The 18,231-nt window shown below is 74.0% G+C and carries 17 protein-coding genes; all 17 read right to left on the bottom strand.

Annotated elements, in window-relative coordinates; genetic code table 11:
- Nucleotides 1-27 precede the first annotated feature (27 nt).
- Complete coding sequence (locus AB0G28_RS25340; protein WP_361093643.1) at nucleotides 28-1,611, bottom strand: hypothetical protein; 1,584 nt, start codon at nucleotides 1,609-1,611, stop codon at nucleotides 28-30.
- Complete coding sequence (locus AB0G28_RS25335; RefSeq protein WP_361093640.1) at nucleotides 1,608-2,864, bottom strand: hypothetical protein; 1,257 nt, start codon at nucleotides 2,862-2,864, stop codon at nucleotides 1,608-1,610. Before AB0G28_RS25335 ends, AB0G28_RS25340 begins: the two co-directional genes overlap by 4 nt.
- A 26-nt stretch (nucleotides 2,865-2,890) precedes the next feature.
- Nucleotides 2,891-4,192 (bottom strand): hypothetical protein, encoded by a 1,302-nt coding sequence (locus tag AB0G28_RS25330; RefSeq protein WP_361093637.1) that lies wholly within the window; start codon nucleotides 4,190-4,192, stop codon nucleotides 2,891-2,893.
- Nucleotides 4,189-5,490, bottom strand: coding sequence for a hypothetical protein (locus tag AB0G28_RS25325; RefSeq protein WP_361093634.1), 1,302 nt, complete (start codon nucleotides 5,488-5,490; stop codon nucleotides 4,189-4,191). Before AB0G28_RS25325 ends, AB0G28_RS25330 begins: the two co-directional genes overlap by 4 nt.
- Nucleotides 5,487-6,689, bottom strand: a complete 1,203-nt coding sequence (locus AB0G28_RS25320; RefSeq protein WP_361093631.1) for a hypothetical protein — start codon at nucleotides 6,687-6,689, stop codon at nucleotides 5,487-5,489. Before AB0G28_RS25320 ends, AB0G28_RS25325 begins: the two co-directional genes overlap by 4 nt.
- 34 nt (nucleotides 6,690-6,723) lie before the next feature.
- The gene (locus tag AB0G28_RS25315) at nucleotides 6,724-8,712 is read right to left on the bottom strand and encodes a phage tail protein (protein WP_361093628.1); all 1,989 of its coding nucleotides are present in this window, start codon (nucleotides 8,710-8,712) and stop codon (nucleotides 6,724-6,726) included.
- Nucleotides 8,712-10,649, bottom strand: a complete 1,938-nt coding sequence (locus tag AB0G28_RS25310) for a putative baseplate assembly protein (RefSeq protein WP_361093625.1) — start codon at nucleotides 10,647-10,649, stop codon at nucleotides 8,712-8,714. The genes AB0G28_RS25315 and AB0G28_RS25310 overlap by 1 nt, the downstream gene beginning before the upstream one ends.
- 1 nt (nucleotide 10,650) lies before the next feature.
- Nucleotides 10,651-11,049 (bottom strand): GPW/gp25 family protein, encoded by a 399-nt coding sequence (locus AB0G28_RS25305; RefSeq protein WP_361093622.1) that lies wholly within the window; start codon nucleotides 11,047-11,049, stop codon nucleotides 10,651-10,653.
- 1 nt (nucleotide 11,050) lies between these two features.
- Nucleotides 11,051-11,440, bottom strand: a complete 390-nt coding sequence (locus AB0G28_RS25300) for a PAAR domain-containing protein (RefSeq protein ID WP_361093619.1) — start codon at nucleotides 11,438-11,440, stop codon at nucleotides 11,051-11,053.
- A 158-nt stretch (nucleotides 11,441-11,598) separates the two neighbouring features.
- Complete coding sequence (locus AB0G28_RS25295) at nucleotides 11,599-12,171, bottom strand: phage baseplate assembly protein V (RefSeq protein ID WP_361093616.1); 573 nt, start codon at nucleotides 12,169-12,171, stop codon at nucleotides 11,599-11,601.
- 1 nt (nucleotide 12,172) lies between these two features.
- Nucleotides 12,173-13,267 carry a hypothetical protein gene (locus AB0G28_RS25290; protein ID WP_361093613.1) on the bottom strand — a complete coding sequence of 365 codons (1,095 nt, stop codon included), beginning with the start codon at nucleotides 13,265-13,267 and terminating at the stop codon, nucleotides 12,173-12,175.
- On the bottom strand, nucleotides 13,264-13,932 hold the full coding sequence (locus AB0G28_RS25285) for a LysM peptidoglycan-binding domain-containing protein (RefSeq protein ID WP_361093610.1): 669 nt from the start codon (nucleotides 13,930-13,932) through the stop codon (nucleotides 13,264-13,266). The genes AB0G28_RS25290 and AB0G28_RS25285 overlap by 4 nt, the downstream gene beginning before the upstream one ends.
- Before the next feature lie 10 nt (nucleotides 13,933-13,942).
- Nucleotides 13,943-14,140 carry a hypothetical protein gene (locus tag AB0G28_RS25280; protein WP_361093607.1) on the bottom strand — a complete coding sequence of 66 codons (198 nt, stop codon included), beginning with the start codon at nucleotides 14,138-14,140 and terminating at the stop codon, nucleotides 13,943-13,945.
- Between the two features lie 5 nt (nucleotides 14,141-14,145).
- Nucleotides 14,146-14,565 (bottom strand): phage tail protein, encoded by a 420-nt coding sequence (locus AB0G28_RS25275; protein ID WP_361093604.1) that lies wholly within the window; start codon nucleotides 14,563-14,565, stop codon nucleotides 14,146-14,148.
- Entirely contained in the window at nucleotides 14,558-16,171 is a 1,614-nt protein-coding gene (locus AB0G28_RS25270) for a phage tail sheath C-terminal domain-containing protein (RefSeq protein WP_361093601.1), read from the bottom strand. Before AB0G28_RS25270 ends, AB0G28_RS25275 begins: the two co-directional genes overlap by 8 nt.
- Complete coding sequence (locus AB0G28_RS25265) at nucleotides 16,168-16,614, bottom strand: phage tail protein (RefSeq protein WP_361093598.1); 447 nt, start codon at nucleotides 16,612-16,614, stop codon at nucleotides 16,168-16,170. Before AB0G28_RS25265 ends, AB0G28_RS25270 begins: the two co-directional genes overlap by 4 nt.
- Nucleotides 16,615-16,639: 25 nt before the next feature.
- Entirely contained in the window at nucleotides 16,640-18,226 is a 1,587-nt protein-coding gene (locus tag AB0G28_RS25260; protein WP_361093595.1) for a phage tail sheath C-terminal domain-containing protein, read from the bottom strand.
- Nucleotides 18,227-18,231: the final 5 nt, after the last annotated feature.

The following is an 18,231-nucleotide window of genomic DNA, read 5'->3' as shown; positions in this document are numbered from 1 at the left end:
GGTCGCTGACGCTGTCCGCACGGCCGATCATCGCGCCACCAGCCGGAAACTCACCCGGCGGTCGCCCAGCCACGGCACCGCCTCGATCGGCTGGTCGTACCCCGCCTGCCGGAGCGCGACATCCAGCAGGCTCGCGTCGAGGTCGGCCCGCAGCTCCCGCGGCAACCACGACAAGCGACCGGGCCGGCGCGCGAAGTGCGCCAGCAAGTCCGGCCCGGACAGGCCGGCGCACGTACCGAGCCAACGTCGCCAAGCCGCGAGCACGGACTGCGCCAGCGCGTCGGCCAGATCCGCGCCGGCGGGTGCGTCGATCCGCAGCCCGCGCAAGACGGCGTCCAGCTCACGCCGGATCGCGGCACCGTGGCGTGCTTCGATCTCCGGCCAATGCCGCGTCTCGGCCTCGACGTCGTCGGGCCTGCCGGCGAACGCGGCCACCGCGGGATCCTCGGGACCGGCCCCGCTGAGCCCGCCCGCCACCGCGAGCAGCGCGGGCACGAGCGCGTCCGCGGCACCGGCACGGGCGAGCACCGCCGGGAGCCGCAGGTCGGACACCCCGCGCAGGAACAGCAGCACACCCGCGCACTCGCTCTCAACCGAGTCCACCACGGCGACGGCGGCCAGCACCGACTCCACCAGCGGGTCGTCCATCCACTCCGGACGCTCGGCGAACACGGCCGCACGCAGGCGGAGGACCGCGGCCGGGTCCGTCCCGATCGGGCCGAGCCGGTCCGCCACCGCTCGCACCTCCGCCCGGATCGCCGTCTCGCGCGGGGCCGGACGGCGGACCGGTCGGTCGCCGGTCAGGCCCCGGACCAGCAACGGCAGGTCGAGCCAGCCGAGCTCGGCCGCGAGCGACGACGGGGGCGGGCCCGCCGGGCGGCCGGTCTCCGGGAGGGTCCGCAGGACGTCGAGCACGATCGACGTCAGCGCGACCGGATCCCGCCAGTCCGGGACCGGGCGGGCCCGGTACCGGCGGGCCACCTCCGGCGCGGTGAGCGGTGCCGACGTCCACAGTGCCCAGTCGTCGGCGATCCGGGTGGCGGCGACCAGCAACGGCCACAGGCCGGCCAGGTCGTCGGCCGGTCCGGCCGGGGTGGTCACCTCGGCCAGGACGGCCACGGGGACGGCGGCGAGCACCTCGGCCAGGCGGCCCTGCCGGTGCAGGGCGGCGAACACGAGGTCCGCGGGCGTGTCCGCGAACAGCTCCGGGAGTACTTCCGCGAGCGGCCGGTGGTGGAACCGCCGCAGCGTCGCGAAGTACCAGTGCGCGGCGGCCTCGCCGCGGACGTGGTCGGCGAGGTAGGCGGCCAGGTACGCGGCCTCGTCGGGAAAGGTCACCACCCGCGCGCCGTCGTCGGTGTCGATCGTTTCGGTGACCGCTCCCGCCAGTGCCTCCGCCCACCGCCGGGCGGCGTCCGGCTCGTCCACCCGCAGCGTCAGCTCCGCGTGGACGTCCCGCAGGACGTATACGGTGCCGTCGTCGCCCAGCGCCCGGTCCAATGCCGCGCCGAGTTCGAGCCGGGCGATCGTGTCGAGCCGGGAGGCCTGGGCGCAGGCCGCCGGGCCGTAGGCCACGTAATCGGCCGTCAACGTCCCGATCCGGCCGGTCATGCCGGTCCCTCCAAAGTGGACAGTTGCTGGATCAGGCCGTCGGCGACTTCGGCGTGGTCGGCCCGCAGCTTGGCCGCCACCTCGCGCAGCAGCGCCGGGTCGGCGGCCAGGACGTCCGCGAGGGCCACGGCCGCCGCCGGCGGCTGGTACAGCTTCGCCGCGACACCCGCCGCGCCGGCGATCCCGCTCAGCATCGTCCCGGTGATCAGCGCCTGGGTCGCCGGGTCCGACCGCTGGGTCGCGATCTCCCGCGCGGTCAGCTTGCCGGCGACGTGCAGCGCGCCGTGCACGACGACCCGGTCGTCACCGGTCACGGTCAGGGCGGGCTCGAACCGGCCGTCCGACGCGGACTTCCCGATGGAGAACGAGGCGTCGCCGCCGGGGGCGATCACCACCTGGAGCTCGCGGACGCCGTCCTCCTCCACCGCGCGGATCTGCCACGGCTCCTTGCCGTCGGACGCCGAAGGCGGCAGGTTCAGCGCCCCCGTGTCGATCCGCAGCTCGCCGTCGACCCGCAGGCCACCCGGCGCGGTCAGCAGGCCGTCGCCGCCGATGGTGAACCGGTCGGTATCGGAGCCGTCCCGCACGGAGAACACCGTCTCCGGGGCCGGGGCGAGGTCGACCCGCGCCACCCCGGCCGGGTGCACCACCGACGCGGCGACCACCCCGGCGTACCGGCGGGCCGTGCCGTCCACGAGGTACTGCCCGGCGATCTCGGCGGGCGTGAGCCGGGCGAGGAACACCGGCCAGGGCCGGTTCTCCTCCGGCGCGGTGCGTTCGGGCCCGAAGTCCAGGTCGCCGTCCGGGACACCCGGCGGGGACGTGGGATCGGGATCCGAGTCGGCCTCGGTGACGAGCACGCGCGGCTGCTCCTGCCAGCGGTAGTAGGCCGTGCCGCTCGCCCCGCAGGCCGCGTAGCCGTCGGGCGGCTGGTCCGAACCGACGCGGTCGTAACAGATCCAGACGTCGTAAGCGGGCGGCGCGCCGGGTGGCGGCGCGGGCAGGCGCGGCACCGGAAGCCGCCGCGGCACGACGATCTCGCGCCCGTAGCCGTCGACGGCCAGTCCCGGCTCGATCGCCGACACCGCGCCGGCGGATTTCACGGCCAGCCCGGACACGATCCCCCAGCTGTGCCCGGCGAGGTTGTGCCGCCGCCGCATCGCGACGTGGTAACCCTGCTCGTCGGTGAAGTCCTGGGGACGCAGGTACTGCCCGTCGAAGTACCGCACCCGGGCGATCCGGTCCGCGTCCACTTCGCACCTCCGATGGTCGGTGTCGGTCAGGGAATGGGCGGTGGGCCCACGAAGTCCAAGGTCCCGCTGGCGTAGGCGACCCGGCTGCCCGGCAGCACGCCGAGCACGGCGGCCGACACGTGCACCCGCGACGACGCCGACGGCAGCGGCACGGAGACGTCGAGCGTGAGCGCCTGGCTCGAGGCCACCTGCCGCCCGGTGGCCAGCGTCGCCGTCGACGTCGCCGTGTCCACAGTGGTCGTGGCGACCACCGAGACGTCGGTGACGAGCGCCGCGCCCGTGGTGCTCACGACCAGCCGGTACGGCAGGACACCGGGGCCCGCCGGGCCGGGGGTGAGCGTCACGGTCAGCACCGAGGGGTCGACGGCCGGGCCGCGGAACCGGTCGTCGACCGCGCGGCTCGCCACGTCGACCGCGTCGACCCAGGTACTCAGCATCCGGGCCCGCAGCCGCGGGTCGTCGGGGTCCGTCCCGGCGGCGGCCTGCACGACGGGCCCCTCGACGGTCAGGTCGCCGGAGACGGTCATGGTCCCGCCGGAGTCCACGGCGAGCGGAGCCGAGCCGCGGCAGGTCAGCACGGCGAACCGGGACCATTCCGGGACCTCGGTCGGCGCCGGGGTGGCGATCTCGGCCCGCAGCTCGCGCCCGGTGCGGTACCAGCGCCACGGCCGGGCCTCCCCCGGCGGCGGGCCGGGGCGGCCGAACCGCACGGGACCCGCGACCCGGCCGTCCGGCGCGGCCAGGGTGCCGGTGACGCTCGTCGCGGACGACGTCACCGCGAGCCGGGCCGGGCCGGGGCCGTCGACCGTGAGCAGCGGTTCGGCGTCCAGGCGCAGCGTGACGTCCGGCGCGGCGACCGCGGACGCCACGACGTCCGGATAGGACACTCCGCCGGGCTCCACGACGTAACCGTTGCCGCCGCGGCGCAGCCGGCCGAGGAACACCGCCGACTCCGGCGTGACGACGGCCGCCGCGGTCGCCGTCACGACTTCCACCTGGACGCACACGCCGGCCGCGATCCGGTCCGCGGTGGCCGTCTCCCGGTAGGCGAGCCACAGGTCGAGCCCGGCGGCGTCACCGGGCAGATCCCTCCACGGCAGCCGGATCGGCGCGGGCACCACCAGCGACCGGCCCGCCTCGTCCACCGCCACGCCGGGGGCGATCGTGACCCCGGCGGCGGTGGCGGTCAGAGCGAGGCCGCGGGCGACGCCGGAGCCGTGCGCGGTCCGGTCGTGCGTTCTCCGGCCTTCGGTCAGGTAGTCCTGCTCGGTCGTCAGGACGCCGGCGTCCAGCCGGCGGCCCTCGCGGTAGCGCGGCCGGTCGGTCACGGCTTGCCGTCCGTCCGGCGCCGGGCGGGCTTCGGCGGCGGAACCCGCCGCGTCGCCTTGCTGACCCGTGGGGCGGCCTTCTCCGTCGCGGGATCGGCGACGAACCCGACCACGCGCGCCCCGGTGAGGAACGCGCCGTCCGGCATGGCGACCGTCCGCAGGGTCACCGCGTCCCCGCAGCCGGACACCGGCGGGCTGCCCAGCATCCGGCGAATCTCGTCCACAGTGGACGGGATCGGCCAGTCCGCCGTCCCGGACACGGTCACGCCCAGCCGCTTGACCTCGAGGCACGCGTCCTCCGGCCGGTGCCACACGACCTGGCCGAGGTTCGCCTTGCCCGGCCCGGCCGGCCACCCGGCCGGGCCGAAGGGCCGCCGGTACGGCGGGCCGGGGTCGACGGCCTTGACCACCCACTGGCGGCGGCCGTCCGGCGTGCGCGTGCGGTGCAGCCAGATCCGCGCCAGCGGCACCGGCTCGCCCGCGCAGCCGGGCGGGCAGCCGTCGGCGTAGAAGCTCAGGAGCCGGTCCTGGACCAGCCAGTAGAGCAGGGAGACGAACCGGGCCGGGGTCACCTCGGACTGGGTCAGCCAGTCCTCGACGAACCCGAAGTGGGCCAGGGGGTGGTCCCGGATCCGGTCCCGCAGCCAGGCCAGCCGGTCCGCCGCGGACACGCCGTCGCCCGCGACGCCGTCGGCCTCGGCCCGCTCCAGCGGGGAAACCGCCTCGGCGTATCCCTCCTGCCAGCGCCGCCAGTCCGGCCGGTCCGGCTCGGCGCCGCCGAGCACCCGCGACGCGACCAGCCGGAAGGATTCGACGATCCGGCTGTTCTCGCACTCGCCGGCCTGGCCGCACGCGGACCGCCCGAGCGCGACCACCGGGTCGTCGGCTACCTCGGCGTACGCGACGCCGAGGTCCAGCACGCAGTCGTCCGGCGGAGGCTCCTCGCCCGGGGTGGCGCACGGGGCCGGCGCCGGGCAGCTCGGCCCGAGGTCGAACGCGGCCTGGCCGGCGACGACGACGTCCTCGCCGCACGAGCTGACGGCGTGCCCCGGCCGGACCACGACCCCGCTCGCCCGGTCCGGGTCCGCGCGGACGTCGAGCCCGCACACCACGCCCCAGCCCTCGCGGTACCGGGCCAGCGCCCGCTTGTCCTTCACCCAGGCGGCCAGTCCGGAGAGGTCCTGGTCGGTCAGCAGCTGGCCGCAGAAGAACCGGGGCCGCACCGGGGCCCGCAGCTCGCAGGTCCGCTCCCCGTCACACCCGCAGCCGCACCCGGGCTCCGTGAGTGTGCTCGTCATGCCTCCGCCCCCTCTTCGTCACCGTCGTGGTGGTCGTGGTGATGATGGTGTTCGCGCACCTCGAACCAGCTCTCGAACAGTCCGCCTTGGACGCCGTCGCCGGAGGGCAGCCTGCCGCGCAGGTGGTTGCCGTCGACGGGGATGCCCCGGCAGTCCGGGATGAAGTCGCAGCGCAGGGACACGTGGACGACGACGTCACGCAGTCCGCGCCTGCCGCGTTCGTTGAGGTAGTCGTCGTCGATGGTGAACACCGCCGTGCAGCCGTCGTCTTCCAGCTCCGGCGGCTTCCCGTCCGGGAACGGCACGTACTCGAGGGCCTGCGTCGACCCGCTGAACTGGACGACGAAGGTGTATTCGTTCACTCCGCGCGCGCCGCAGTCCTCGAACTTCCGCAGCGGGCGGTCGAACCTGATCCGCAGCTTGCCGTCCATGTCCCGCCGCAGCTCGTGCGGGGTGACCCGGCCGCCGTGCGGCCAGTTGATCCCGGTGACGTGGGTGAGCATCGCCGGCGGCGGGGGCTGGACGCGGCGGCCGTCCAGGTCGAGCCGGTAACCGCCGCCGTGGTGGTGCGGGACCACCCGGGCCAGCGGGACCAGGTCGCCGCACGGGCAGTGCGGTTCGAAGCAGTTCCCGTGGCAGCCGCAGCCGCAGTCCTCGCCGTGGTGCTTTTCGTCGTCGCACCCGCATTCCGCGGTCGGCCAGCACGCCGGGGTGACGTCGGCGACGACGAGCCGGACGCCTTCGCGGTACCGGTTGTACTCGGTGTGGTGCGGGTCGCAGGTGCCCTCGGCGTACAGCGCGGGCACCGGCTCGATCTTCTCCTGGGAGAACCGCGCGCACAGCAGGAACGGGTCGTGCCGCGGCGGGCAGTCCTCGCCGAGCGGTTCGCTGTCCGGCCCGGGCGGCAGCGGCAGCCGGAACGCGGTGTCGCCGGCGAGCACCAGCTCCCGGCCGTGGCAGTCGATCGCGAACCCGGCCGTGACGACGACCCATTCGCGGGCGCACTCCGGCCGCGGGTGCGGCCGGACGTCGAGGCCGCACACGATGCCCCAGCCGTGCAGCAGCCGGTTGTGCAGCCGGTGCCGGTCCAGCAGGTACTCGGTGTCGGCGGCGAAGTCCCGCGCGGCCATGAACTTGCCGGTGAAGTAGCGGTTCCGCTCGGCGACGGGTGCGCCGTGCGGTGCCGATCGCTCTGACATCGGTGACTCCTCGACTTTCATTCCGACGGGACTTTCATTCCGACGGCCTGATCACGGTGACGGCCCGGGGTCCCGGCCGCGCGGCCAGCACGGTGTCCAGGCCGAGCCGGTGGCTGGGGGGACGGCTGGGCGGGACGTCCGTGGCGTGCCGGCAGGCCAGCCGCGCGACCGGGACGGCCCCGACCACGGTGTCCAGGCCCACGGTGGCCTGGGTGGCCACCCGCAGCCGCGGTTCGACCAGGCAGAGGTCGTACCGTGCGGTGGCCGGGCGTTCGGCGGCGAGCAGCCGGCGCACGGCCCGCTCGTCCTCGGCGGTCCGCACCCACGCGGCGGGCAGGTAGACGCGGAAACTGTTGGCGGTGCTGGTGAACAGGTCGTGGGCGGGGTCCGAAACGGACACCAGCTTCGCCGTGCCGACCCGGGCGTAGGACGGCGTGCGCAGCCGGCCGACCACGTCCGGGCTCCACAGTGGAGCCGAGCCGACGCCCGCCCCGACGGTCTGCCGTCCGCGGAGGCGGAACCCCTCCACCAGCCTCGGCAGCCCGTCCGGACCGGGTTCGATCCCGGTCAGGTTGGCGGCCAGCGCGGCGAGCAGGTCCCGCACGGCGCCCGGCGTGCCCCGGCGGCGCAGGACGGCGAGGCTCGCGCGCAGCCACCGCCGCTTGGCCGCCGTGTCCCACCGCGCGTCGAGCGGAATGCCGAGCCGGCTCGCGAGGAACTCGAGCGGCGCCCCGGCGGGCACGGCCTCCGGGTCGGCGTAGGCGGGCAGGTCCGCGACGCGGGCGGCGAGGGCGTCCCATTCGGCCTGGAACACGCCGAGGAACCGCTCGAGGAAGTCCTTGCTCTCCTCGTCGGCGGCGAACACCGCGGGCAGGAACTCCAGCGCGGACTCACGCGGGTAGCGGGCACGGACCGCGCGCACCGACGGCGTGGCCCGGCCGGCGCCGGACAGCCGCAGCCGTACCGCCAGGTACCGGCCGGGCCGGCCGCGGACCGGCCAGTCCACAGTGGACGCAGCGGCCGCCCCGGGCGCGTGCTCGGTCCCGGCCTGACGGCCGGCCGTCGTCCAGTCCGCCGCCGCGAGGTCCGCGGACGGCTCGTCGAACGTCGCGGTGTCGACGGCGATCGCCGTGCCGGCGGGCAGGTCGGCGAGGTCCAGTTCGATCCGGTCCCAGACGCACCGGTACACCCGGCCGTCCAGCACGGTCGTCCGCCACTGCCCGGCGCGGACGTAGGGCGCGGGGCCCCGGCTCGCCCGGACCTGCCCGGCCGGACGGCCCGAACGGTCGAACGCGGAGCCGTCCGGCAGGACGAAAACCCCGTCCAGGACCCGGATCGGCACGGCGGGGAACCGGTCGCGCACTTCGCCCGCGTCCCGGTACTCGGCAGGGGGACGGCTGTACGCGCGCACTCGGTCGTAGGCCGGGTCGTACAGGTGGACGATCCCGGTCCGGTCGACGGCGACGCGGCTCATCCGTCCACTTCGGACGACGTCCCGCACCACGAGCTCGGGGTGGTCGTGGCCGGGCTCGTGGCGCCAGACCCGCGTCTCGTGGCGGTCGAGGAAGTAGGCCGCCCCGCCCGCCGCGGTGACGTCGGCCAGGTCGCGGTAGCCGGTCCAGACGTGCCGCAACCGCAGGTCGGGCACGCCGAAGGCGAGCACGCGCCGCCCGCGCCGGTCGGCCACGTACAGCAGGTCGCCGGCGATGGCGATGTTCGCGACGTCGCCGAACGCCGAGCTGTCGACCGGCGGCCGCCCGCCGAGAACCGGGACGAACTCGTGCCGGCGCGGGTCGTACCGGCGGATCAGGCGGCCGGGTGGATCCAGCAGGTACCGGATCCCGTGCCGCGACACGGCGATCCCGGCCGGGAGCCGCAGCCCGCCGAGGCTGCCGTCGGCCGCGGCGAACGCGAGCGGGCCGTCCGCCGCGGCGGCCAGCGTGAGCCGTGCCCCGGCGGCGACGCCGTCGGCCGCGCCGGTGCGCCACCCCGTCCGGGCGTCGAGGAGCCAATGCTTCGGCACTACGGGCTCACCTCACTTTGCGCGCGGATCAGGTGCTCGCCCGACACGGGCAGCCCGAGCGGCGGGAGCGGGACGGGCTGCCGCGGGTCGTCGACCGGCCGCCCGTCGACGACCAGGTCGAGCTGGGTCACCGCGACGACGTCCGGCACCGCGAGCAGGGCGCCGTAGAGCCCGGTCGGCTGGAACGTCCGGCCGAACCGCGCGGTGCGGCGGCCGTCCGGCTGCCGGTGCAGCGGGCCGATGAAGTCCTTCACCGCCTGCTCCGCCGCGCGTGCGACGGCGTCGGCCGCGGCATACGGGTTCACGGTCACCGTGGCGTGCACGGCGATCGGCACGAAGACCGGGCCGCTGACGTACAGCTCGGTCGCCAGCAGCCGGGCCGGCTCCAGGTCCCGGCACACCGCCGCGATCAGCTCCGCGCTCGGCGCCGGTTCCGGGTCGTCGGTGTCGGCGACGATCAGCACGGTGACCGCGCCCGCGACCTCGACGTCCGGGTGGCCGGGGTGGGTCACCGGCAGCGCGACCGCGTCCGCCACCCCGCCGACCTTGCGGGCCAGCGCGGCGTAGTCGTCGGCGGTCACCGCGCGCTGCTGGTGCCGCAGCAACGCCGGCGCGTCGCGCTTCAGGTCGTCCAGCGACTGCCGGGCGGTGCCCCCCGCCGAGGGCCGCCGGTTGGTGACCGAGCCGACGCCGGGCAGCGCGGACAGCGGGGCGGTGATCGCGCCCGCGGGCAGGTTGCCCGCCGCGCCGCCGCCGTAGCGGTACTCGACCGCGACCAGCTCGGCTCCGGCGGGCGGGATCAGGCCGCGGACGCCGTCGCCGAAGGTCACGGTGCCGCTGTCGGCGTCGAGGGTGTAGTGCTCGTCTTCCGGCCCCGACGCCAGGAAGTCCTCGACGAGCTCCCACTGCCCGGTCTCGTCGCCCCGGACCTCGACGGTGAGCTCCGCGACCGGCTTCCGTCGCGTGTGGACTGTCTGGTTCGGACTGCCGTCGGAGACGCCCAGCAGTTCTTCGGTCACCGTGGCGAGGTTCCGGGCCGGGGTCGTGTTCGGGGTGATCCCGTCGATCTCCGGTTCGTGCCCGGCCGGGTACGCGCCGCCGACCAGGCGCACCCGCAGCCAGTACCGCGCTTCGTCGACGTCGGCGATGCCCGCCGCCGGCTCGATGCCCGCCGGGCCCGCGATCGTCAGGTAGCCCTCGCGGGTGAACGCGCCCGAGTCGTCGGCGTAGGTGTTCAGCCGCCGCCAGCTCGCGTCCTTCCGGGGCAGGAACTCCCACACCAGCCGGACCGGCGGGTCGGGCGGGCGCACCCGGGCACCGGCGCGCTGCGGGACCCCGGCGAGCGCGGCGGCCGGCAGGCTCACCCGCAGCCGCAGTTCCGGCGGGAACCGCGCGGGGCCCGGGGTCCGCGGCGGCGTGAAACCGAGGTAGAGCGCGTTGCCGGGCTGCGGGATCCAGCCGAGCGGGTGGAAGGTGACGCCCTCGGCGTCGTTCGCGCCGGTGAACTCCTTGAACTCGGAGCCGTCGTCGACCACGACGTCGCTCAGCGGGTACGGGATCAGCGCGAGGCCCTGGTCGGTCTCGAACACCAGCGGGCTGCCGTCCGGGCCGGTGGCCGAAACCTGCGTCCGCTCGGGCACGAGCACCGGGCCCGCGCCGGGGGTCGGCGTGAACGTCAGTTCGGCGGTCGCGGGCCGCGCCGGGTCCTGCGTCAGCCCGAGCAGGTCGAGGAACTTGACGTAGGTCAGCTCGGGGACCTGGTTGAGCTGGAACAGGGTGATCTCGGTCAGCCAGGCGAACAGCTCGACGAGCGTGATGCCCGGGTCGCTGGTGTTGAAGTCGGTCCACTCCGGGGTGTACCGGGCGATCCGCCGCTTCGCCTCTTCGACGAGCTGGTCGAAGGTGCGCGTGTCCAGGTCGGGGACCTCGAGTGCCATGTCAGCTCCCTGTCCCTTCGGTGAGGTAGAACGGGTAGACCAGGTTGTAGACGGAGTTGTTCGCCCGGATCCGGTAGGAGATCCGCACGAGCAGCGTGTTCGGGGCGTCCGGCGGCGCGTCGACGACGACGTCGAGCACCTCGATCCGCGGCTCCCACTCGAGCAGCGCCGTCCGCACGCGGTGCGCGACGTCGCCGTGGAGGGCGGCGGTGTTGGCCTGGAAGACCAGTTCGTGGATGCCGCAGCCGAAGGTGGGGCGCATCCGCCGCTCGCCGGGCGCGGTGCCGAGGATGAGCCGGATGCTCTGGCGCACCTTCTCCTCGCCTTCGGTCATCGGCAGGCTTCCCGCCGGTCCCGGCGCGATCGGGAAGGCCGGGCCGCGGCCCAGGAACGCGGTCATCTCAACCCCCGATCCCGACGGTGCTCACGGCCACGACCGTCCCGACCGGGAGGTCCGCGGGGTCGTTGCAGGTCAGCGCGGTGTCACCGGCGCGGGCGGCGGGTTTGCCGTTGATCCGCACGGTCTTGCTGCCGAGCGTGACGCGGCCCTGGTTGGAGGGCGGCTTCACGAAGGAGCCACCCTGCGGGACGTGGGGCGGGGTGTTCGTCGCCGTGCTGCCGACGGTGGCGGCGAAGCGTCCCTCGATACGCACGTCCGAGGACAGACCGGCGTCGAGGACCCCGCTGAACGGGTGCGGCACCGGCGCCGGCGGTGACGACGCCGGTGGCTGGATCAGGTGCAGGTCGAGCGCGGTGATCCGATCGCCCTGCTTCGCGGCTGGCTGGCCCATCTGCTCCCCTTGGTGTTGCGCGTCGCACGTTGGTTCACGTTCGGGCCGATGCGCCCCAATGTGGCGTTGGTTGCGTCCAACGCACCGAACGCCACATTGGGTGCGCTGGACGCACCGAACGCCACATTGGGGCGCTTGAAGCTGGCCCATCTGCTCCCCTAGTTGATGTCCACGGTGAGGCCCTTGACCGTGACGCCGGTGTCGCCGGTCAGCGCCAGCGAGCCGGTCGCGTGCACGGTGATGTCCCGGGCCGACAGGGTGATCGACCCGCTGGGCGCCGAAACCTCGACGTCGCCGGAGTCGGCGGACACGGTGATCTTCTGCTTGTCGAGCACCACGCGGCGCTGGCCCGCGGAGTCGATCACCTCGACGCGCTCGCTCCCGGCGGTGTCGTCGAACCGCAGGACGTGCCCGCTGCGCGAGGTGATGGACCGCCAGTTGTTCTCCTGCTTCCCGTCGTCGGCCGGCGGCGGCTCGGGCTGGTTCCACACCCCGCCGAGCACGTACGGCGCGCGCATGTCGCCCTGCAGGAAGCCGACCAGCACCTCGTCGCCCGGCTCGGGGCGGAACAGCGTCCCGCGCCGGTCGCCCGCCATCAGCGTCACCAGCGGCGCCCAGTCGCTCAGGACGTCGCCCAGCTCCGGGAACTTCACCCGCACCCGCGCGAGCCGGTCCGGGTCGTCGAGGTCGGCGACCACGCCGACGAGCAGGTTTCCCCGCGCCGAAGCCATGTCAGTCCTCCTTCCGGCAGTCGAAGGAGGTCGTGTACCCGGCGTCGGTGAAGCTGTGCTTGGTGCCGGTCACGAAGTAGCCGCCGTCGAAGCGGTCGCCGCCCAGCCCGCCGATCCGTACGGTCCGGCCGGCCCGCAGGTCGGGCAGGCCGACGGTGGAGCCGCTGGCCTTTACCAGCTCGTGGGCGTTGTCCCGCAACCGGTCCTGGGCGATCCGGTCGGCCTCCGCCTGGTCGGCGACGACGACGCTGGTGATCTCTTCGCGCTCGTTGAACGCCTGCGAGACGCCTTCGTCCTGCTTCGCCCCGAGCGAGGCTCGCTTGGCGGTGCCCGTGATCATCTTCTTGTGGACGCGGTCCCACGCGCGCACGGTCACGGTGCCGACCTGCCGCGCGGTGGTCAGCGTCGGCTGGAACTCGGCGAGCGAACGGCCCCAGACGAGCTCGTAGGTCACCCGGCGCAGGTTCTCCGAGGGTTCGAAGTGCAGGGTCGGCTCGCCGGTCTGCCCGTCCTCCTCGACCCAGAGGTCGTAGCCGATCCGCCGGGCGCGTTCGAAGAGGAACACGATGTCGTACTGGTTGTCCTGCAACAGATACGGATACGGGCTCTCGTTCAGCGGCTGGGTGTGCGGCTTGACGCCGAGCCGCCCGGCGATGCGTTCCGCGACCTGGCTGTCGGTCATGTTCTCGTACCGTTCGGTGACCTGCTTGGTGCGGAACTTGTGCAGCACGTTCAGCGCGCTCACGGTCAGCGTCGGCTGGCCCGCGGCGGGGAAGCTCGGCCGCAGCGAGGTGATCTCGGCGGTGGTGATCAGCCGCAGCGGGTCCTTGCCTCGGTAGCCGATCCACAGTTCGAGCCGTTGCCCGGGCAGGAACGTGGAACCGTTGCTGTACTTGAAGGACCGGCTGCCGGCGTCCCAATTGTTGACGACCATCTCGAACTTGTCGATCTGGGTGAGGTCGTCGGTGTAGGTCACCGAGACGACGTCGTGGAGCACGTCCTTCGGCAACGGCCGACCGGGCCGGCGGACCTCGAACGCCGGGACGTAGAAGTCCTGCCCCTGGGCGATCGGCTGCACGGGCGCGGGCGCGGTCATGCGCGAACTCCCCTCGGATCGAGCGCGGGAATCACCAGCGACGCACCCGGCCGCGGCCGCCGCGGATCGGCCACCGCGTTGGCCTCCGCGATCACACGCCACGCGCCGGGGTCGCCGTACTCGGCGGCCGCGATGTCGGAGAGCGTCTGGCCGCGCTTGACGACGTGGACCTTCGTGTGGTCCGGCGACTGCAGGTTCAGCTCGGCGAGCTGCCCGGCGAGGGTCTTGTATTCGCGCAGCGACAGCGAAACCGTGGCCCGCAGCGGGACGCCGTCGGGGCTGAACAGGGTGAACTTCTGCTGCACCTGCTCGGCGATCGCCACGAACGTCAGCCCGGTGCCCCAGGTGACGCGGAATTTCGGGGGCGCGTGCGTCTGCGACCGGATCTTCACCAGCCGGTACACCTGGTCGGTCAGGGTCGTGACGGCGACCGCGTCCGCGCCGAGGCCGCCGGTCTCGGTGCTGTCGAACAGCAGGTCGACGGTGAGCCGCTCGTTCTGGCCGCGCACGAACTGCAGGATCGGCGAGTCGATGCCGGGGATGCCGATCTCGGCGATCTGCGCGGCCTTCGTGCGGCTGTAGTCGGTCGGGTTGAACTGCGCGGTGAAGCTCGACGTCGGCGGGTCGAGGATGTCGAAGCGCAGCTTCGTCACGGTCATCGGCATGCGGCGGCCCTCAGTCCCGCACCGGGTCGGCCGGGGCGACGCTGCGGTACAGGCGGGTGGCTTCGGCGTCGGCCTCGGCGTCGCGCTCGTGCCGCGCGAGCCGGGCGCGCACGAGGTCGGCCAGCCGGTCGAGCTGCGCGTCGGTGAACGGCAGGTCGCCGGTGGCCACGTGTACCCGGCTGCTCAGGTTGTCGATGTACATCGGCATCGCCGTCACCCCTTCTGGATGCCTTCGTGGACCAGCTCGATCGTCTCGGCCGCCACCTGGTTCTGCGTCGCGTTCAGGTCCGGGCCGATCCACTTCACCGGGTAGGCGCGGAACAGCCGCCACTCCGCCCGCACGGTCCGGGTGCCGTCGAGCAGCCGGACCGAAACGCTGCGGCGCGCGATGTCGCCGTCGAGGATCGCGGCGTACCAGTCCCACAGCGCCTGGGTCGCCAGCCCGCGTTTGAGCCGCAGGTTCGTCTGCTTCACGCGGCCGGGCAGCTTGTGCACGTAGGCGTTCTGGCCGCCCTCGGGGTAGTCCTGGACCTCGGTTTCCACCTGCAGGCCGCCGCACTCGCTGAACCCGCCGAGCGGGACCTCGCTGCTGACCTGGAACCGGAACGCCGTGAGGACACCGGAATCAGCCATCACCCGCTCCTTCCCGCACCGCGACACCCGACGGGGTCCGGATCACCCGGACGACGACGAACTCCGCCGGCGGCGGCGGGTTCAGGCCGATCAGGCAGACGAGCCGGCCCGCGGCGACGTCCGCCGGCGGGTTCACCGTGGCGTCGCACGTGACGGAGTAGGCCTCTTCCCGGCTCGCGCCGCGCAGCATGCCGCGCTGCCACGCCTGTTCCAGGACACCGCGCACGACGCGGTCGACCTCCCGCCACAGCCGCGGGCCGTTCGGCTCGAACACCGTCCAGGCCGTCTCCTCGACGATCTCCTCTTCGATGGCCAGGACGAGCCGGCGCACGTTGAGGTACTGCCATTCGGGCAGGGCCCGGGCCAGCGTCCGGTCCCCGAGCACCCGCATCCCGCGCACCGGCCGGATGGCGTTCACGCCACCGTCGTTGAGGTCCCCGTGCGTGACTTCGTCCACAGTGGACACCGTGTCGACGGCGAGCGGCACGAGCTCGTTGGCCGGCGGCTCGTGCACGCCGGCGGTCAGGTCGACGTGCGCGCACACGCCCGCGACGTGCCCGGCGGGCGGGACCGCGGCGACGTCGCCGGTGGCCGACAACGGGTCCACCACCAGCAGCCACGGGTGGTACAGCGCGCCGAACGGCGAGTCGAACCGCCGCCGCCAGTCCAGCGCCGCCACCGGCGTGGCGCCCGGGGGCGCGTCCAGCAGCGCGACGCGGTCGCCGAGCCGCTCGCACCGGGCGAGGACGTCCTGCTGCAGCAGGGCGATCTCCTCGACGTCGAAATCGGGACGCCGCGCGGGTGGGGGCGTCGGCGGCGCGGGGTCCGCCGTACCGGTGAGCACTTCGCACCGCGGCTTGCGCGGCCGGGGCTTCGCGGGGGCCGGAACCGGCCGGGCCCACAGGTCGGGCGCGGCCACCAGCGCGACCTCGGCCACCCGGTCCAGCTCGCCCAGCGCGGCGGAAAAGTGTTCGGTGGTCAGGGTTTCGAGTCCGTCGGACCCGCCGTCGAGGAAGCCGGCCGCCGCGGCGGGCGGCCCGTGGAAGGCCGGCACCTGGGCCAGCCGCGAGCCGGTCGAGGGGTCGTTGAGCAGGTCCGCCGGCGGACGGCCGGGCCCGAGGTCGCGCCAGACCTCCGTCACCTCGCCGAACCGCAGCGTGAGGGTGAACCGGCCGCCCGGCACGGCGTCGACGCGGTAGCCGACGCGCCGGCCCCACACCCCCGGGCTGCTCGCCGTGAGCGTCAGCGCGACCGGCCCGGCCGCACCGGGCAGCGTCACCGACGCCGGCGCGGCGGTGGCCGGGTCCGCGGCCCGCACCACCCAGCAGCGGTCCCCGCCGCCGGCGAAGAACCCTTCCACCGCATACGCGAGGTAGGCCTCGGGCAGGTGCTCGCCGAACACCCCGCGGAAACCTTCCCAGCTGTCCACCCGCACCGGACGGCCCAGCGGCCCGCGCATCGCGATGCCCGCGAACCCCGCGATGTCGGTCCGCACCAGCCCGCGGGACTGAGGCGCGGCGTCGAGCCATTCGAGCCGCACCCCCGGGGTCCGGTACGCGCCGAGCGGGGCGGCCCGCGTCGCCGGTGTGGTCGCCGGTGTGGTCACTGCGTGTCCAGCTTCAGGCTTTCGACGGCGAGCACGAGCTCCTCGACGGCGACCTCGTTGGTCTTGGCGTTGAACGCGGGCGCGGATAGCTTCTTCGGCAGCGCGTTCTCGAACTTCCAGGTGAGCACGACGTTGCTGCGGGTCTCGTCCCGCAGGTGGATGGCACCGTCGTAACGGACGACCTCGCCGTCGATGAGCTGCTCGCGCCACTCCCACAGCGCCTTGTTGACGGTGTAGCCGCGTTTGAGCGTGACGTCGCCGAACTTGTTCAGGCCGGGGATCTTGCTCACCCAGCCGACCGGGTCGGCGCCCTCGCGGTACTCGATCAGGTCCTGTTCGGCGTTCGCGCCGGTGATCTCCGAGAAGCCGGACACCCCGATCGGGAGCTCCAGGACGAAGTTGAACGCCGGGAACGGGTCGATCCGTCGTGCGGGCTCGGCCATGGCGGTTCCTCCTTGGGAAGGCGGGTCAGTTGCCCGACTCGACGGTGAACTGGGAGAAGCGCAGCACGACGAACTCCGCCGGCCGCACCGCGGCCAGCCCGACCAGGCAGATCAGCCTGCCGTTGAGGATGTCGTCGGTGGACATCGTGGTGCGGTCGCAGCGGACGAAGAACGCTTCCTCGCGCTTGGTCCCGCTCAGCGCGCCGTCGCGCCAGACGCGTTCGAGGAAGGTCGAGACGGTGCGGCGCACCCGGTCCCAGGTCGGCTCGGCGTTGGGTTCGAACACCGTCCACTGCAGACCTTCGTCGACCGACTCCTCGACGAAGTTGAACAGCCGCCGGATGTTGACGTAGATCCACTCGGGATCGGCCGACAGCGTCCGCGCGCCCCACACCCGGATGCCCTGGCCGCTGCCGCGGAAGTCCCGCAGCGCGTTGACCCCCAGCGGGTTCAGGATGTCCTGCTGGCCCTTGGTGACGGTGAACTCCAGCGGTCCTTCGGTCGGGCTGAGATCGGTCGACAGGATCCCGCGCACGCCGTAGTTCGCCGGCGCCTTGTGCACCCCGCGCGTGACGTCGTTGAAGGCGTAGATCCCGGCGACGAACCCGCTCGGCGGGATCAGGAACGTCGTGCGGCTGCGCGGGTCGAACACCCGCACGTGCGGGTAGTAGATCGCGGCGAACTGCGACCGGTCGGGCAGGATGGCGCCCGCGTCGGTGGCCAGCTCCGCGCCGAGGTTCCCGTGGCCGGGCGGGATGTCCAGGACGGCGAACCGGTCGCGCAGCAGCTCGCACTGCCCGATCACGGCCCCGACGACGGCGGCCCGGTCACCCGGGTCCGCCAGCACCTGGTCGTTCACCGCGTCCGGGACCGCCAGGATGGCGATCTCGTCGATCGCAGCCAGCGCGGCGAGCCCGGTCCGCCGGTCCGCCGGGGCGTCCGCCGGTCCGGTGAACTGTTCGGCGGTGAGGTCCGTGCTGCCGTCGCCCCCACCGGCGAGCACGGTGAAGCCCGCGGACTCGGCCGGCTTCGTCACCGTGCCGGTCACGGTCAGGGAGACCAGGTGCGACGCGGAGTTGACCGCGCCGACGACGTACCGCGAGTCCTTCGGGTCGGGGCTGAGCCCGTCGTAGTCCTCGACGACCGCGGTCGGCTGGCCCAGCAGCTTCAGCGGGTCGGTTTCGGCCGTCACCCCGGCCCCGAGGTAGGCCACCGTCAGGCGGAAGCGGTGGTCGGGGTCCTTCAAGGACTTCCGCACCCACACCCGGACCCGGTTGCCCCATTCGCCCTTGCCGTGGGCGCTGATCGTCAGCCCGCCGAGAGCCAGCGTCGCGGCGGCCGCGTCGTCGCGGGTGACGCGGGCGATGAACACCCGGCTGCCGCCGTTGGCGAAGAAGCCGTGCACCGACCAGGGCAGCACGGACTGCGCCGGGGTGAGCAGATCGCCGTACCAGCGCTGGAACTCCGGCATCGACGTGATCAGCATCGGCTCGGCCGGCCCGCGCTCGGTCAGCCCGACGAAGCCGGCCGTGCTGGTGCCCACCCCCTGGATCGGCACGACGGCACTCCGGACCTCCTCGACGTACGTGCCGGGAGCGAGGTACTCAGGCATCGGAA

Origin of the sequence: Amycolatopsis sp. NPDC021455, from assembly GCF_040640995.1 — a bacterium.
In the GTDB taxonomy this organism is placed as follows: Bacteria; Actinomycetota; Actinomycetes; order Mycobacteriales; family Pseudonocardiaceae; genus Amycolatopsis.
Note: the sequence above shows the minus strand (reverse complement) of the source record. Positions and strands in the feature narration are given on the sequence as shown.

What these genes read in the sequence shown, in the direction of transcription:
- AB0G28_RS25340 (WP_361093643.1), bottom strand. Translation starts at nt 1,611, where the DNA reads ATGACCGGCCGGATCGGGACGTTGACGGCCGATTACGTGGCCTACGGC.
- AB0G28_RS25325 (WP_361093634.1), bottom strand. Translation starts at nt 5,490, where the DNA reads ATGACGAGCACACTCACGGAGCCCGGGTGCGGCTGCGGGTGTGACGGG.
- AB0G28_RS25320 (WP_361093631.1), bottom strand. Translation starts at nt 6,689, where the DNA reads ATGTCAGAGCGATCGGCACCGCACGGCGCACCCGTCGCCGAGCGGAAC.
- AB0G28_RS25310 (WP_361093625.1), bottom strand. Translation starts at nt 10,649, where the DNA reads ATGGCACTCGAGGTCCCCGACCTGGACACGCGCACCTTCGACCAGCTC.
- AB0G28_RS25305 (WP_361093622.1), bottom strand. Translation starts at nt 11,049, where the DNA reads ATGACCGCGTTCCTGGGCCGCGGCCCGGCCTTCCCGATCGCGCCGGGA.
- AB0G28_RS25300 (WP_361093619.1), bottom strand. Translation starts at nt 11,440, where the DNA reads ATGGGCCAGCCAGCCGCGAAGCAGGGCGATCGGATCACCGCGCTCGAC.
- AB0G28_RS25295 (WP_361093616.1), bottom strand. Translation starts at nt 12,171, where the DNA reads ATGGCTTCGGCGCGGGGAAACCTGCTCGTCGGCGTGGTCGCCGACCTC.
- AB0G28_RS25290 (WP_361093613.1), bottom strand. Translation starts at nt 13,267, where the DNA reads ATGACCGCGCCCGCGCCCGTGCAGCCGATCGCCCAGGGGCAGGACTTC.
- AB0G28_RS25285 (WP_361093610.1), bottom strand. Translation starts at nt 13,932, where the DNA reads ATGCCGATGACCGTGACGAAGCTGCGCTTCGACATCCTCGACCCGCCG.
- AB0G28_RS25280 (WP_361093607.1), bottom strand. Translation starts at nt 14,140, where the DNA reads ATGCCGATGTACATCGACAACCTGAGCAGCCGGGTACACGTGGCCACC.
- AB0G28_RS25275 (WP_361093604.1), bottom strand. Translation starts at nt 14,565, where the DNA reads ATGGCTGATTCCGGTGTCCTCACGGCGTTCCGGTTCCAGGTCAGCAGC.
- AB0G28_RS25265 (WP_361093598.1), bottom strand. Translation starts at nt 16,614, where the DNA reads ATGGCCGAGCCCGCACGACGGATCGACCCGTTCCCGGCGTTCAACTTC.
- AB0G28_RS25260 (WP_361093595.1), bottom strand. Translation starts at nt 18,226, where the DNA reads ATGCCTGAGTACCTCGCTCCCGGCACGTACGTCGAGGAGGTCCGGAGT.